The organism is Streptosporangium sandarakinum, from assembly GCF_013409935.1.
Classification (GTDB): domain Bacteria; phylum Actinomycetota; class Actinomycetes; order Streptosporangiales; family Streptosporangiaceae; genus Streptosporangium; species Streptosporangium nondiastaticum.
On record NZ_JACCCO010000001.1, the window covers coordinates 4004469 to 4018643 of the forward strand.

14 protein-coding genes and 4 tRNA genes are annotated in these 14175 nt (G+C 69.5%); 11 read left to right on the plus strand and 7 right to left on the minus strand.

Annotated features, from left to right (window positions below; translation table 11 throughout):
- Window positions 1–405: 405 nt before the first annotated feature.
- Window positions 406–1902, minus strand: coding sequence for an FAD-dependent oxidoreductase (locus HDA43_RS18115; protein ID WP_179822332.1), 1497 nt, complete (start codon window positions 1900–1902; stop codon window positions 406–408).
- 502 nt (window positions 1903–2404) lie between these two features.
- On the opposite strand from HDA43_RS18115, the gene HDA43_RS18120 reads away from it, so the two are divergent.
- Window positions 2405–2893 (plus strand): MarR family winged helix-turn-helix transcriptional regulator, encoded by a 489-nt coding sequence (locus HDA43_RS18120; protein WP_179822335.1) that lies wholly within the window; start codon window positions 2405–2407, stop codon window positions 2891–2893.
- A gap of 184 nt (window positions 2894–3077) precedes the next feature.
- Here HDA43_RS18120 and HDA43_RS18125 read toward each other — a convergent pair whose 3' ends face one another.
- Window positions 3078–3452 (minus strand): hypothetical protein, encoded by a 375-nt coding sequence (locus HDA43_RS18125; RefSeq protein ID WP_179822337.1) that lies wholly within the window; start codon window positions 3450–3452, stop codon window positions 3078–3080.
- Window positions 3453–3531: 79 nt separating this feature from the next.
- Between HDA43_RS18125 and HDA43_RS18130 the strand changes: the two genes are divergently transcribed.
- The 3 genes from HDA43_RS18130 to HDA43_RS36865 all read left to right on the plus strand — a co-directional run bounded on the left by HDA43_RS18130 (window position 3532) and on the right by HDA43_RS36865 (window position 5207).
- Complete coding sequence (locus HDA43_RS18130) at window positions 3532–4035, plus strand: hypothetical protein (protein WP_179822340.1); 504 nt, start codon at window positions 3532–3534, stop codon at window positions 4033–4035.
- A gap of 504 nt (window positions 4036–4539) precedes the next feature.
- Complete coding sequence (locus HDA43_RS18135) at window positions 4540–5025, plus strand: site-specific integrase (protein WP_179822342.1); 486 nt, start codon at window positions 4540–4542, stop codon at window positions 5023–5025.
- Entirely contained in the window at window positions 4914–5207 is a 294-nt protein-coding gene (locus HDA43_RS36865; RefSeq protein ID WP_179822345.1) for a tyrosine-type recombinase/integrase, read from the plus strand. The genes HDA43_RS18135 and HDA43_RS36865 overlap by 112 nt, the downstream gene beginning before the upstream one ends.
- Window positions 5208–5313: 106 nt before the next feature.
- Here the strand turns inward: HDA43_RS36865 and HDA43_RS18145 are convergent.
- A tRNA-Lys gene (locus HDA43_RS18145) sits at window positions 5314–5389 on the minus strand.
- A gap of 116 nt (window positions 5390–5505) precedes the next feature.
- On the opposite strand from HDA43_RS18145, the gene HDA43_RS18150 reads away from it, so the two are divergent.
- Window positions 5506–6132, plus strand: a complete 627-nt coding sequence (locus HDA43_RS18150) for a 3'-5' exonuclease (protein WP_179822347.1) — start codon at window positions 5506–5508, stop codon at window positions 6130–6132.
- Window positions 6133–6413: 281 nt separating this feature from the next.
- On the opposite strand, the gene HDA43_RS18155 is transcribed toward HDA43_RS18150, so the two are convergent.
- Entirely contained in the window at window positions 6414–7571 is a 1158-nt protein-coding gene (locus HDA43_RS18155) for an acyl-CoA dehydrogenase family protein (RefSeq protein WP_179822349.1), read from the minus strand.
- Window positions 7572–7704: 133 nt separating this feature from the next.
- Here HDA43_RS18155 and HDA43_RS34415 point away from each other — a divergent pair, with 133 nt between their 5' ends.
- A complete protein-coding gene (locus HDA43_RS34415) occupies window positions 7705–8211 on the plus strand; it encodes a PspC domain-containing protein (RefSeq protein WP_218911768.1) in 507 nt (168 codons plus the stop codon).
- 1 nt (window position 8212) lies between these two features.
- On the opposite strand, the gene HDA43_RS18165 is transcribed toward HDA43_RS34415, so the two are convergent.
- Together HDA43_RS18165 and HDA43_RS18170 are read right to left on the minus strand one after the other, a co-directional pair.
- On the minus strand, window positions 8213–9508 hold the full coding sequence (locus tag HDA43_RS18165) for an MFS transporter (RefSeq protein ID WP_179822350.1): 1296 nt from the start codon (window positions 9506–9508) through the stop codon (window positions 8213–8215).
- 190 nt (window positions 9509–9698) lie between these two features.
- Complete coding sequence (locus HDA43_RS18170) at window positions 9699–10049, minus strand: metallopeptidase family protein (RefSeq protein WP_218911769.1); 351 nt, start codon at window positions 10047–10049, stop codon at window positions 9699–9701.
- A 32-nt stretch (window positions 10050–10081) separates the two neighbouring features.
- Here HDA43_RS18170 and HDA43_RS18175 point away from each other — a divergent pair, with 32 nt between their 5' ends.
- From HDA43_RS18175 to lgt, 5 genes are all read left to right on the plus strand, one after another.
- The gene (locus HDA43_RS18175) at window positions 10082–11584 is read left to right on the plus strand and encodes a metallophosphoesterase family protein (protein ID WP_246424024.1); all 1503 of its coding nucleotides are present in this window, start codon (window positions 10082–10084) and stop codon (window positions 11582–11584) included.
- A 103-nt stretch (window positions 11585–11687) separates the two neighbouring features.
- A tRNA-Glu gene (locus HDA43_RS18180) sits at window positions 11688–11760 on the plus strand.
- A 106-nt stretch (window positions 11761–11866) separates the two neighbouring features.
- Window positions 11867–11941, plus strand: a tRNA-Asp gene (locus HDA43_RS18185).
- Window positions 11942–11968: 27 nt separating this feature from the next.
- Window positions 11969–12045: transfer RNA gene (locus HDA43_RS18190), tRNA-Phe, on the plus strand.
- A gap of 189 nt (window positions 12046–12234) precedes the next feature.
- Window positions 12235–13116, plus strand: a complete 882-nt coding sequence (lgt, locus tag HDA43_RS18195) for a prolipoprotein diacylglyceryl transferase (protein ID WP_179822355.1) — start codon at window positions 12235–12237, stop codon at window positions 13114–13116.
- Between the two features lie 162 nt (window positions 13117–13278).
- Here the strand turns inward: lgt and HDA43_RS18200 are convergent, their stop codons facing one another.
- On the minus strand, window positions 13279–14145 hold the full coding sequence (locus HDA43_RS18200) for a GNAT family N-acetyltransferase (protein WP_179822358.1): 867 nt from the start codon (window positions 14143–14145) through the stop codon (window positions 13279–13281).
- Between the last annotated feature and the right edge of the window lie 30 nt (window positions 14146–14175).

Genomic DNA, 14175 nt, shown 5'->3' on the forward strand with positions numbered 1-14175 from the left:
GACCACGTCGTCGCCGAGCCGACATGGAACGTCCGGCGCCGCGGCCCTCGGCTCAGGCGCTTTTGACCTGGAGCACGTTGGCTGTGATCCGGTGCATCGCCACCAGCGGCGGCGCGGTGTCCGGCCTGCTTCGCCCATCCGATGCGCAGGGCGGTGGCGCCGACCAGCGACCCGGCCAGCCCGGCATGGGCCGCGACCACGAGTTTTCGCGTGAGGTGAGAGCTGTCCATGACCGGTAGGAAACCGGTGTGCCGTGTGGCCCGTACGAGCGAGAACGTGAAGCTTCCGCGAAGCACTCGGGTCGTTCCGGCGCCGGGATCCGCGACCACCGCTCGGTGTCCGCGTCGCCCGAACCGGCGATCCCGTCGTCCGGGCGCGGACCTGTCGTGCTCGGATGGAGACGCGTCACCGCACGGGACGGACGCCGACGCCGTCGAGGTAGGCCTCGATCGCGCCGAGTTCGGCGGTGCCGACCACGGCCGCGACGTATCCGTCCGGCCGGATGAGCGCCCACTGCTCGGGCGACAGCCCGTACGCGCTCTGGACGTGGCCTCCGGTGTCGAGGATGTCGCCGCCGATGACGTGGATGCGCAGGCCTCTGCGCGGCTCCGGGACCGGGGCGTCGCCGGGCTCGTAGCCGAGCAGGGTCCAGTGCGGTCCCTGGAACAGGCTGAACAACCGCGTGGCGAGCCCGCCCGCGCCGGTGACGGGAGCGTCGGGCGCGCGGTCGCCGGACGCCACGCCCTTGTAGGGCTCCAGGCCGGTCAGCGACAGGGACGAGTCCGGGTAGCCGACATCGAGCTGGGTCACCTCGCGGCCCCGGCGCATGTCGCGGTTCTTGGCCGCTTCGAGCAGCTTCTTGGACAGGCCGAGGACCGCCTCGGCGACCGGTCGGCGCTCCTCCTCGTAGGTCGCCAGCAGCGACTCCGGCGCGCCGTCGAGCACGGCGGCGAGCTTCCAGCCAAGGTTGTAGGCGTCCTGGATACTCGTGTTCAGGCCCTGCCCGCCGGTCGGCGGATGGCAGTGCGCGGCGTCCCCGGCCAGGAGCACGCGCCCACGCCGGTAGGCGTCGGCCAGCCGGGCCTGCATCGTGAACACCGACGCCCAGGACACCTCGCGGATCACGATGTCGTCGTGGCCGCCGCGCTCATGGAGCAGGGCGGTGAGCCCTTCGGCCGAGAGGTCGACGTCCACGTCGAGGGGGACCGGGGCCATGTACTGGAACATGTCGGTGCCGTGGAGCGGGCACAGCGAGACGCTCCGCTCGGGCTTCTCGTTGCCCCAGCGGTGCCAGACGCGCGATGAGGCGCCGTCGACCCGCACGTCGGCCACGAGCGCCCGCACGTCGAGGGACTTCCCGCGGAACTCGATGCCGAGGGCCTTGCGGACGAAGCTCGATCCGCCGTCGGCGCCGACCAGGTAGGCGGCTCGCACGGTCCGCTCCCCGTCGGGGGCGGCGATCCGCGCGGTCACGCCGTCGGCGTCCTGATCGAAGCCAACGAGTTCGCAGCCGTACTCCGGGGCGTGGCCGAGTTCGGTCAGCCGCTCCCGCAGCCGGCGCTCGGTGAGGAACTGCGGAACGAGCAGCGGGATCCGGTACGGCTCGGCATGCGTCGGCTCCGGCAGGATCCCGGCGTGCTTGTCGACCGGTCCGTCGTGGGTGTAGGTGCGCATGGGAGGGTACTCGCCCCCCGAGGCGACGATCCGGTCGACCACGCCGAGGTCCTCGAACACCTCCTCGGTGCGCGGCTGGATGCCCTTGCCGCGTGAGCCGATGAACGGGTGCGGCGCCTTGTCGATCAGCCGGAACGCGACGTTCCTGCGGGCGAGATCGATGGCGAGGGTCAATCCCGCCGGGCCGGAACCACAGATGATCACATCAAGGTCTTCGTTGCGTGTCACGGTTCACATCTCCGTCGGTGGCGGTCGGCCGGGCAGCCCATCCCGCCCGGTCCGAAATTATGTGCATTTAGCACGGAGTATGTTCCGCGACCGAAGCGGTCGTCAAGCCCTCCTCTATGGCCGACGCATCACCCCGGCAACTTCCCGGCTGTCGATAAAAGCGGGTTGAACTGGTCTTTCATGGCCCTCCACGCATGGAAGAAATCCTGATCCAGGTGTCGCGACCGTACCGTCCCAGTGGCGGAAAATTATGTGTATCACGAGCGCATATACACGGAGGTGATCGTCGTGACCATCCGTTCCCACGCCGGGCATGAGGTGACCGACCACCCATCGCGGGAACGGCGCGGCCCCCGCCACGCCTCGCCACCCGCATCCGCGTCCTCGCCATGCGAGGGCGGCGTCTCCGCCGGGCACCGCCGGCCTGCCGGAGGCTGCCGGTATTCTCGCCTTGGCACCTCCCCGTCCGTCCGCAAGGGCACGTAAGGCATCGGTGGCGAGCATGGCTTCCCAACACCGGCGGCACATCGCGTTCCGGCGCCTGCATGAATCGCTCGTCGACCTGATCGCGCTCATGAACCTGCCGCAACGCGACGAGGACCTCATGGCCGAAGCAGGCATCGATCTCGACCGCGCGTTGTTCAAACTGATCGTCGGAATCCGGCGGTTCGGGCCGATCGGCGTGGTCGAACTCGCCGAACGGGCAGGACGCGACCACACCACCGTCAGCCGGCAGGTGGCCAAACTCGCCGAGCTCGGCTTGATCGAGCGGCGTCCGAACCCGGCGGACCGACGGGTCAAGGAAGCCGTGATCACCAGTGCGGGCCGTCGCATCACGGACGCGCTCGAGGCGGCCCGGCAGAGGCTCCTCGACTCCGCGTTCGCCGAATGGAGCGACCGGGACCTCGTTCAGTTCGAGCAACTGATGCGCAGGTGCGTCGACGACATGCTCGCCATGTCCGCGGCCGACAAGGAAGAGGGCGGCCAGTAGCGCCGCTCAGCGCTGAACGGCATCACCTGGCATACCTCTGCTCAGCCCCGATCAGCATGGCATGGTCGGGTGGGTGCCGTCGGCGCCGGCGCGTTCGCTCCTGCGGGGGTGGGTCCGGCTTCGGCCTACGGGCGTTCGATGCGGACGGGGTTGCCGCGGATGGGCTCTGCGCCCGCCGATAATGTCATCCGGCCAGGTCATGGGTTTTCTGGAGATCACGTGACGCGTGTGATCCCCAGTCGTTCGGAGTGCGGCACGATGATCGTTCGTGCTCTTTCGTCTGGCCTGTCTCACCGTCACGAACGCCTTCGCCGCGCTGCGGTTGCCGCCGATGAGCGATCGGGACAAGGACGTCGAGATCCTCGCCCTCCGCCATCAACTCACCGTTCTCGAACGGCGGTTGGGTGCCGGCGCGCGGGTGGGATTCGCTCCCGAGGACCGTGCTTTCCTCGCCGCCCTGCTGACGTCGCCGCCCCGCGAGGTCCTGCGTCGGCTGCGGCTCCTCGTTCGCCCGGACACCGTCCTGCGCCGGCACCGTGACCTGATGAGACGGCGTCACACCCGTACCTGCCGGCCGAAAGGGAAGGGGCTGATGGTGCGCTCTATACAAGGTGCCATCGCCCCTGGATCATTTGCGTATGAACTGGGAGACGCTCAGTACAACTGTTCTACCCCTGCTCGGCGTGTTGCTGGGGACAGGTGGAACTCTCCTGGGCCAGCACCTGGCGACGCGTGTTGACAGGAGGCGCTTGGAACATGACCAGCTTGTCGCTATGCGCACTGAGCGGAAGGCCGCAATCCTTTCTTTTCTCGATGCGGCCCAGCGAATCGAGATGGTCCTGGACAAACGTGCTGAATCTAAGGATTCGCCAAGTGAAGTGGACGCTCAGGAGGGTCTTCATCAGTTATGGCTGGCCAAGAAAAGCGTTGAGCTCGTCTGTTCGCCCGAACTGGCACAGAGTGTGCATGACTACACGTACGCTCTGCACATCGGCCTGAGAAAGCCTGACCTCATTACTGATCCAAGCGTGAAGCGGCAGGCTCGATATCTTATGATGGAATCCGCAAGGCAAGATCTCGGAATTGCTGGACGCCCTCTTCGGCGTGAAATCCCTCCGGCCTCGACGTCCGGCGACGACTGAATCCACAGAGCGTCTGAGAGTGCCCCCCCTGGGCTGTCGCATCTGGATCGGGAGCGTCCTTTCTTGTCTGCGAGTCCTCATGATCCGCTCCTGCTCGCCCTGGTGGCGGGCGTGCAATAGGCTCAGCCGGCCTGGGCAAACAGGCGCGGCCGGTCTGCCTGGAGCGAAATGGAACGGCGATGAGCCGCACCCTATACTGCGGTCCGGATAAACTTGATCACCGAGCGTTCGATCACGAAAGCCTTTTACGGTCGAGGTCCTGAAGGCGCAAGTCAGGGCGTCACGCGGTCACGAAGCATCTCTTGATTCAGGCATCTATCCCCATGGGATGTGGGGATGATCACCAAGGGGCAACGGGATGCCGCGTCAGCAGGGTTCGATGCGGTGCCTGCGGAGCGGGCGTAAGTGAGGAAAAGCGCCGGATCAGGTTTTACGGCCGCCACCGTCAAGCAGATCCACGGGCTGATCCGGAACGCACCGGCCGATGCCCAGCGAGAGGAGCCGGTGCATCGGAACGCCGCCAAACTCGTCAAGCCTCCGGCCGTGCGCCGGGAAGAGGCGCGGGTCCTCACGATCGAGGAGGCCAAGCGGCTGCTCAGCGTGATCAGGGACGACCGGCTGGAAGCCTTCTGGATCTGCGCGCTGACGCTCGGCCTGCGGCGCGGCGAACTCCTCGGGCTCCGCTGGGATGACATCGACTTCACCGGCGGGCTGCTCGCCGTACGGCAGACGCTCCAGCGGGCGGACGGCTCCCTTCGGTTCGTCGATCCCAAGACGGACCGGTCCCGCCGGGTCGTCCCCGTGCCGGAACCGACCTTGGCGGCGCTCCGCAAGCACAGGCGGGCTCAGACGGCCGAACAGCTCGCCGCGGGCAAGCGGTGGCAGAACCTCAGGCTCGTCCTCCCCTCCACGATCGGAGCCCCATCGAGCCGGGCGACCCCGGTACCCGGTGGCGAACCATCCGGAAGCGGGCGGGGCTCGACCGGCTGAGGCTTCACGACCTGCGCCACGCCTGCGTCTCGTTCCTGCTCGCCTCCAGGGCCTCGCCGCGGACCGTGATGAAGACGCTCGGTCACAGCCGGATCGGGCTGACCATGAACACCTGCACGCACCTGCTCCCGGACATCGAACGCGCGGCCGTCGACGCGGTCGCCAAGAAGCCGTTCGGGTGACCCCAGAAAGCACAAGGGCCGGCCTCCTGATGGAGACCGGCCCTCTTGGCTGTCAAAGGCGGCTGTCACCGCCTGCCCAAACAAGACCGATGACTGCCGCTCCTGCTGGTAGGGCGCCTGGGACTCGAACCCAGAACCTACGGATTAAAAGTCCGCAGCTCTAACCATTGAGCTAACGCCCCGCTGGAGACAGCGTACCGAGAATAGTGTCCACTATCGTCCGTCGCCAGGCCCGTCGGGCCTCCCGGTTCGCCGAACGCCGCGTGACGACGGTCGCCCGCCCCATAGGCTGGCGTTCATGACAAGTTGGGGGTTGGAGTCGCTTCCGGGGCACCGGGTGTCCGCTCGGCAGGGATATGTCGTGGTCGACGTGGAGACCACCGGGTTCTCCCCGGCGAGGGGCGACCGCATCTGCGAGATCGCGCTCGTCTCCCTGGACACCGGCGGCGAGATCGTCGACGAGTGGCACTCGCTGATCAACCCCCTGCGGGACACCGGGCCCGCGCACGTCCACGGCATCACCAAGCAGATGGTCGCCGACGCCCCGGTGATCGACGAGGTGCTGGACGAGGTGTGGTCGCGGATCGCCGGGCGCGTCCTGGTGGCCCACAACGCCTCGTTCGACCTGCGTTTCCTGCGGGACCTGCCCGGGAGCCAGTGGCTGACCGAGACCCTGTGCACCCAGAAGCTCGCCCCCGAGTTCATCCCGCACGGCAAGTGGACGCTGTCGGCCTGCTGCGAGCGGGCGGGCATCCCGCTCTCCGACGCCCACCACGCGCTGGTCGACGCCCGCGCCGCCGCCGAGCTGCTCCGCTTCTACCTGCGCCGAGGGGTCTCCTGGGCGGAGAAGCTGGAGTCGGCGGCGACCCGGGCACCCGAGTGGCGTCCGCTGGGCCTGCCGCAGCGCCGGGCGCTCCAGCGGTAGTGCCGGCGGGTCCCTACGGCCGGGCGACCTCTATGGCCGGGCGGCCTCTACGGCCAGGCGGTCTCTACGACCGGGCCGGTGAAAACCGCCGGGCCCGATGAGAAACCCGGACGCCCGGACACCTGAGCGCCCGGACACCTGAGCGCCCGGACACCTGAGCGCCCGGACACCTGAGCGCCCGGACACCTGAGCGCCCGGACACCTGAGCGGCCGGACGCCTGAACGGCCGGGCGGACGGAGGCGTCCACCCGGTGCCCGTCTCCGGTGCGGATCCGGCCGGCTCAGTGGAAGGCGTCCAGCCCGGTGAGCGCCCGGCCCAGGGTGAGCAGGTGCACCTCCTCGGTGCCCTCGTAGGTCAGCACGGTCTCCAGGTTGTTCATGTGCCGGATCACCGGATACTCCAGCGTGATGCCGTTGCCGCCGAGGATCGAACGGGCCTCGCGGGCGATGTCGAGGGCGGCGCGGACGTTGGCGAGCTTGCCGAAGCTGACCTGCTGCGGGGTGATGGCGCCCGCGTCCTTCAGCCGCCCCAGGTGCAGGGCGGTGAGCTGGGCCTGTCCCAGGCCGACGTACATCCAGCCGAGCTTGCGCTGGGTGAGCTGGAAGGCCCCGATGGGGCGGTCGAACTGCACCCGGCTGGTGGCGTAGTCGAGGGCCGTCTCCAGGCAGGCCCGGGCGGCGCCCACCACGCCCCACAGGATGCCGTACCGCGCCTCCGACAGGCACGACAGCGGGCCCTTCAGGCCCCGCACACCCGGCAGTACGGCGGAGGCGGGCAGGCGGACGTCGTCGAAGTACAGCGACGAGGTCACCGAGGCGCGCAGGGACATCTTCCGGTGGATCTCCGGGGCGGAGAAGCCGGGCGTGCCGGTGGGGACCACGAAGCCGCGGATGCCGTCCTCGGTCTGCGCCCAGACCACCGCGACGTCCGCGATGGAGCCGTTGGTGATCCACATCTTGGAGCCGTTGAGGATCCAGTCGCCGGAGGGGTCCTGCTTGGCGTGGGTGCGCATGCCGCCCGGGTCGGAGCCGTGGTCCGGCTCGGTCAGGCCGAAGCAGCCGATCGCCTCGCCGGCCGCCATCCGGGGCAGCCACTCCTCCTTCTGCTCCGCCGAGCCGTACTTCCAGATGGGGAACATGGCGAGTGAGCCCTGCACGGAGACGAACGATCGCAGGCCGGAGTCGCCGGCCTCCAGTTCGCGGCAGGCGATGCCGTAGGAGACGGCGTCCATGCCGGCGCAGCCGTAGCCGTCCAGGTGCATCCCCAGGAGGCCGAGGGAGCCGAGCGCCGGGCCGAGCTCGCGCGCCGGGAAGACGCCCTCCTCGAACCAGTCACCGACGCGGGGCAGTACCCGCTCGGCCACGAACCGCCGTACCGTGTCGCGGATCAGGCGCTGTTCCTCGGAGAACGTGTCGTCGATGCGCAGCAGGTCGTCCATGGACTGTTCCCTTCTCCCTGGGGCACCCTGGGCCCGGTGTCAGGGTAATCCGGATGCCGCCGGATGGAAGGTCAGGGTCGTGCCAGGGCGAATCCCGATGGGATCGGGGCTCCTCGCGGGGCAGTCTGAAGACATGGAAGAAAACGACTTCTCGGGTGTCAAGCGGCTCTACAGGACCAGGGACGGCCGCATCGTCGCGGGTGTGGCGTCCGGCATCGGACGGTACGTCGGGATCGACGCGAACGTCGTCCGCGTGATCATCGCCGGTACCACGTTCTTCGGCGGCCTCGGGGCCGGCGTCTACCTCGTCGGGTGGCTGCTCATGCCCTCGGAGACCACCGGCACGTCGGTCCTGGAGCGCCTGATCGACAAGCACAAGGACGACCCGGTCTGGCAGGACGCCAAGGTCAAGGCCAGGGAGGGCTGGGCCAAGGCCGAGCACTGGGCCAGGACCACCGGCCAGAACCGCCCCCAGGGCCACCCCGGTCAGGGCCACCCCGGCTACGCCGACCCCACCCCCTACTACTCCGGCCCGGCCGCTCCGCAGGACGCCTACGCCACGCCGACCACCCCGGCCACCGGTGACGTCCACTCCGCGCCGACCGCCCCGCCGCGGCGGGGCGACGAGCCGCGGGCGTGACTCAGGCGGCCGCCTCGGCGCGGACCCTCTCGATGATCTCCTTGCGGGATCCCGACCACAGTACGGCCAGCGCGGCGGCGGCGACGAGCCCCGCCGCGCCGGCCAGCCCCACCACGGCCTCCGGGCCGAGCTCGGCGGCGGCGGCGCCGCCGATGAGGATGCCGATCCCCTGGACGGCGAGCAGGCCCGACTGCACGAGCCCGAAGGCCATGGCCCGGCGCTCGGCGGGCACGCACTGCACGAACGCGGCGTTCGCCGCGAGCTGGTAGGCACCGCCCACGCCGGAGGCGAACCACAGGGCCAGCACCGCGGCGAGCGGTGGTCGCGCCGCGCACAGGATCAGCGGCGCGCAGGTCAGCATCGCCATCCACCCCATGGACCGCAGACGCCGGGACGGGGTGACGTACCGGCTGAAGAAGAACGCGCCGACGACCGTACCGGTCGGCATCGACCCCATCAGCAGGCCCGCGACGAAGGAGATCCGCTCCGGATCGGCGGTCAGCGTGGCGGCGTACGGCGTCGCGATCCCCTCGGGCAGCACGTAGAAGCCGCACAGCCAGGCGAAGAGGACCAGCGTCCGCAGCCGCGGATCGCCGAAGACCAGTCGCGCTCCGGCTCGGGTCGTCGTCCACATGGAGGGGCGGCCGGTCTCGCCGTTCCCGGGCAGGGGGCGCCGGCGTACCCCGGAGGCGAGGATGAGCGCCGAGGCGAGGTAGGTGGCGGCGTCCAGGGCCAGCGCGCGGTACGGGCCCATCCCCATGATCAGCGCTCCGCCGAGCGCGAACCCCAGCATCTGGGCGCCCTGGTTGGTCATGTTCTGCAGGGCGGAACCCATGACGTAACGGTCGCCGGTGAGAAGCTCGGGCAGCAGCGCGGCCCGCGCGGCGGAGAACGGGGCGCTGAGCAGCACCACGCAGAAGACCAGCCCGCACAGCGCCGGGAACGGCGTGCCGGGGACGGCCATGAGCGCCACCATGACGGCCCGGAGCAGGTCACAGATGATCATTACCCGCCGCCGGGCGTAGCGGTCGGCCAGCCCCGCGAGCAGGGGACCGCCGATGATCGGCGGGAGGTAGGTCAGCGCGTAGACCGACGCGGTGGCCAGCGCCGACTCCGTACCCTGGAAGACCAGCACGGACAGCGCCACCCGGGAGAGCTGGTCGCCCAGGAGCGAAAGACCCTGGCCGAGCCAGAGGGCGCGGAACTCGCCGATGGCGATGACCTCGCCGTACGTTGCCCGGCGCTCGGCCGGACGGCGGTGCCGCCCGGGCAGCCGGCCGGGCGTGGTGGCCGCCATAGGACTCCGGTGGGCTCGCAGGCGCATTGACTGTGGGTGTTCAGTGTGTAACCTACGGTGCCTGTTCGAGCGCCCTGACGCAACTGAAAGCGTCCAACCGCGCGCAAGCCGTAATCAGAAACCGGGGAAAAGCCGCCGTCTTCCGTGAGGTTCGGGGATGATGGGCGTGGTCACCGACCGTCGCCGGCGGTCACCAGCCGAGTTCGTGGAGCCGGTCATCGTCGATGCCGAAATGGTGGGCGATCTCGTGAACCACGGTGATCCGCACCTCTTCCACCACTTCACTCTCAGATGCGCACATTGTGCAGATGGGGTGGCGGTAGATCTCTATCCGGTCGGGTAACACTCCGGCATACCAGTCGCCGCGTTCGGTAAGGGGGATGCCCGTGTAGAGACCCAGCAGACCGGGCTCGGGAGGATCGTCCACGACCACCACGACCACGTTGTCCATGACCCTGGTCAGCTCGGGAGGGATCGTGTCCAGTGCCTCGGCCACGAGCTCTTCGAACTTCTCTCTCGAGACCTCGATCACAACAGCCATTGTGCCCGCGTTTCCGGGTGTGAGGGAGCCGCATGGGTTTCATGAGCCGGACAAGAAGTCTCGTCCCCTCCGTCAGGGGGCCGTTCGCACGCGGGGTGGCGATCGTCGTGATCGCGATCGCCGGCGCCTGGCTGGGCATCTCGCTCGGCGGTCCGGTGCGTACCAGCGTCGGCCCGGTCGACATCGGCATGTCGGCGGCGCCGTCGTGGTCCGGGGAGACCGTCGTGGACGTCCACCCGCTGGGCACCCTCACCTTCGACACGCACGACGCCCCGGTCGCTCTGCGCGTCACCCTGGACAACATCAACCCCGCCCGCGCCGGCGCGCTGCTGGAGGACCCGCGGCTGTCCAGCCAGCTCCCCACCCTCCTGGAGAAGGAACTGCGCGAGGGGGTGAAGACGCTCGCGCTGCGCGCCCTGCTGTGCGGCCTCCTCGGCGCGCTGCTCGTCTCCCTGATCGTCTTCCGCCGGCCGGGGGCGGCCCTGGCCGGACTGCTGAGCGTCGTCGTCGCGATGGCCGCCACCGGCGCCGGCGCCGCCCTGACCTTCCGGCCGAACTCGGTGGTGGAGCCCAAGTACACCGGCCTCCTCGCCGGCGCGCCGTCCCTGGTCGGCAGCGCCGAGTCGATCGTGACGAGGTTCGAGTCCTACCGGTCCCAGCTCGCCAAGCTGGTCAACAACGTCTCCCAGCTCTACGACACGGTCTCCTCCCTGCCGATCTACGACTCCGACCCCACCTCGATCCGGATCCTGCACGTCTCCGACATCCACCTCAACCCGGTCGCGTGGAACCTCATCCGCTCGGTCGTCGGCCAGTTCAAGATCGACGCGATCGTGGACACCGGGGACCTGACCGACCACGGCACCTCCCCCGAGGACAAGTTCGTCGAGGAGATCCCCACCTTCGGCGTGCCGTACGTCTTCGTCCGGGGCAACCACGATTCCAAGGCCACCCAGCGGGCCGTGGCCAAGCAGAAGCACGCCGTCGTCCTCGACGACACGGTCAAGGAGGTCGCGGGACTGCGCATCTACGGCGTCGGCGACCCCCGGTTCACCCCCGACAAGTCGGTGGAGGTCGACTCCGCCGCGGAGACCCTGACGGCCCTGGGGCACGCTTACGCCACCCGGCTGGGCCAGGCGTTCAAGCAGCCGGTCGACCTGGTGGCGGTGCACGACCCCACGATCGCCCGGGCCTTCTCCGGCGCCGTGCCGATGGTCCTCGCCGGGCACGCCCACGAGCGGTCCACCGAGCTGCTGCCGTCCGGCACCCGCGTCCTCGTCCAGGGCTCCACCGGAGGGGCCGGCCTGCGCGCCCTGGAACACGACGAGCCCACGCCGGTCGCGGCCTCCGTGCTGTATTTCGACCGCAAGACCCACAGGCTCCGGGCCTGGGACGACATCACCCTGGGCGGGCTGGGTGAGCAGTCGGTACAGATCGAACGTCACGTCGAGACCGACCCGGGCCGTACAATTTCTCCTGGGCCGACGGTCACCCCCTCTCCGACGGGGGAGGCCGCCGACACCAAGGCTCCGTAAGTCCGTGGGCCGCCGGAACGCCGCTTTGGCATCGAGGGCAAAAGTCCCCTATGCTTCAGAGGTCTCCAGCGGAAGACGGCACGGAACGGGATGAGAGTCCCGAGCCCCCATCGTCTAGTGGCCTAGGACACCGCCCTTTCAAGGCGGCGACACGGGTTCGAATCCCGTTGGGGGCACGGCCGAGCGTAAGCTCACCGGGAAAACGGCAGGTCGAAGACCTCCGAAGAACTGGTAAGCTAGGCGGGCCGAGAAAAACGGAAGCGAAAGTTTCCGACAAAGCAAGGTCCTGTAGAGCAGTTTGGAGTGCTCGCCACCCTGTCAAGGTGGAGGTCGCGGGTTCAAGTCCCGTCAGGACCGCTCTGGTAGGTGTCGCACCACCATCCAGGTCAGGTAGCTCAGTTGGTACGAGCGTCCGCCTGAAAAGCGGAAGGTCGGCAGTTCGACCCTGCCCCTGACCACCACACCTGAGCAGCAGAGAAGCCCCGAGCGATGATCGCTCGGGGCTTTTTCGTTGAGCTTGCCGACAACGCTGACGATGCGGTCATCTCGCCGGGCATCAACGAGGAAGAGCCGCAGGGGGAGTCTCCGGCACCCTTGCGATCAGGTCACGAAGGCGGTCAAGCGGCCTCAGGCTGAGTAGCCTCGCCGGCATGGCCCTTGCCTTGATTCCCAGCCCTTCCCAGGGGGTCTGGTATCTCGGATTCGTCCCGATCCGGGCGTACGCGTTGTGCTTCATCCTCGGGATCGGCTTCGGCATCTGGCTCAGCGAGCGCCGCTGGCGCGACCGCGGCGGCGAGAAGGGCGTGATCGGCGACATCGCGGTCCCCGGGGTGGTCTTCGGCCTGATCGGTGCGCGCCTGTACCACGTCATCACCGACTGGCAGACCTACTTCGGCCCGCGCGCGGTCAAGGAGCCCTACCGGGCGCTGTTCATCTGGGAAGGCGGGCTCAGCATCTGGGGCGCGGTCGCCCTGGGAGGCGTGGGCGTGTGGCTGGCCTGCCGGCGCCGGGGGCTGTCCCTGGGCGCCGTGGCCGACACGGTCGCGCCCGGCATCGCGTTCGGGCAGGCGATCGCCCGCTGGGGCAACTGGTTCAACCAGGAGCTGTACGGCGGTCCGACCACGTTGCCGTGGGGTCTGGAGATCGACCAGGCGCACGGCGGCGAGCCGGGCGTGCTCTACCACCCGACGTTCCTGTACGAGTCGCTGTGGGACGCGGCGCTCGGTTTCGGGCTGATCCTGGCCGGCAGGCGGTTCACGCTGCGCCACGGCCGCCTGTTCGCCCTCTACGTCGCCGGTTACACGTTGGGGCGGTTCTGGATCGAGGGGCTGCGGATCGACCCGGTGGGCGGAGTGGACCACGCGGTGACGCTCCTGGGGCTGCGGATCAACCAGTGGACCTCGATCGTGCTGTTCATCGGCGCGTTGGTCCATCTCTGGGTGACGCGTGACAAGGGCGAGGACGAGGACACCGGACGGATCGTGGTGCCGGCCTCACGGGACGACGCCTCGCCCGGGGAGAACGGCCGCTGATCGTTCGGATCCGTTTCGATCTTCATGAAGCCGGGTCTGACGCCTCGCCCCGGCCCGCCGCCGTTTGATCTTCACGAAGCCGGGGCTGACGCTTCGCCCCCGGTCCGCCGCCGTTCTGCGGCGGGCCGGGGACGTGATCAGGTGGAGAGGCCATGGGAGGCGTCAGGCGTCCCGGTGTTTGTCCCGGACCTCGGGGAGCCGCTGGAAGCCGCCTGACACGTAGGTGGCGACGGCGCCGACGTTGGAGCTCGGGGTGCAGACGACCGCGCTCGACGAGCCCAGCTCCCGGAGCGCGGCCGTCGCGGCGACGGTGATCGCCGTGCCGTAGCCGCGACCGCGATGTTCCCGGTGCACGCCCATCGGTTCGAGCAACCCGGGCTTACCCGGACCGGCCGACCACACCGTCACCGCCGCCACCGCGTCGCCCCGGTCGTCGTGGGCGACCAGACAGCGGGCGTCGGCGTACGGCGGTCCGGCCGCCATCGCGTGCCAGCGGTCGTCCGTGAACGTCGACACGCCGAACGACGCCCGCTGTACGGCGGTCCGCACGTGCACCCGCTCCGGCCCGACCACCTCGATCCGCACGCCCGGGTCCTCCACCGGTTCCGTGAGGTCGCGGCGCAGCGGTGTCCACGGCTCGTCGGCGTTCCAGCCGGCCTCGGACAGCAGGTCCTGGACCAGCGCGCGCATGGGGGCTTCGATGTCCGCCTTCCCCGCGCTCAGCACGCCGCGCTCCGGCTCGGTCACGTCCTCGACCAGCCGCCGCGCCAGTTCCTCGTCCCGCTGGGCGTCCGGCGCGAACGCCAGCCGTAACAGTCCGGGGCCGTCCAGCAGCCCGACGGCGAGAATCCGCCCGCCCCGGCTCCACGTCCGGACCGCCGCGGCCGTCGCCTCCGCGCCGAACCGCCAGAACCAGCCCAGGTCCCCCGGGTGCAGCTGTATCGGCGCCCCGTCGTGCTGCCACTCCCGCAGCACGTCCACGACCTCGCCCAGCCCGTCGACTTCCGGCTCACCCAACACGATCGTCATGGCCCCGATCACACTCCACCGCGCCGGCGG

Bases quoted from the DNA above. Each gene is read 5' to 3' on its own strand.
- HDA43_RS18120 (WP_179822335.1), top strand. From the start codon at position 2,405: ATGGCTTCCCAACACCGGCGGCACATCGCGTTCCGGCGCCTGCATGAA.
- HDA43_RS18130 (WP_179822340.1), top strand. From the start codon at position 3,532: ATGAACTGGGAGACGCTCAGTACAACTGTTCTACCCCTGCTCGGCGTG.
- HDA43_RS18150 (WP_179822347.1), top strand. From the start codon at position 5,506: ATGACAAGTTGGGGGTTGGAGTCGCTTCCGGGGCACCGGGTGTCCGCT.
- HDA43_RS18155 (WP_179822349.1), bottom strand. From the start codon at position 7,571: ATGGACGACCTGCTGCGCATCGACGACACGTTCTCCGAGGAACAGCGC.
- HDA43_RS34415 (WP_218911768.1), top strand. From the start codon at position 7,705: ATGGAAGAAAACGACTTCTCGGGTGTCAAGCGGCTCTACAGGACCAGG.
- HDA43_RS18165 (WP_179822350.1), bottom strand. From the start codon at position 9,508: ATGGCGGCCACCACGCCCGGCCGGCTGCCCGGGCGGCACCGCCGTCCG.
- HDA43_RS18170 (WP_218911769.1), bottom strand. From the start codon at position 10,049: ATGGCTGTTGTGATCGAGGTCTCGAGAGAGAAGTTCGAAGAGCTCGTG.
- HDA43_RS18175 (WP_246424024.1), top strand. From the start codon at position 10,082: ATGGGTTTCATGAGCCGGACAAGAAGTCTCGTCCCCTCCGTCAGGGGG.
- lgt (WP_179822355.1), top strand. From the start codon at position 12,235: ATGGCCCTTGCCTTGATTCCCAGCCCTTCCCAGGGGGTCTGGTATCTC.
- HDA43_RS18200 (WP_179822358.1), bottom strand. From the start codon at position 14,145: ATGACGATCGTGTTGGGTGAGCCGGAAGTCGACGGGCTGGGCGAGGTC.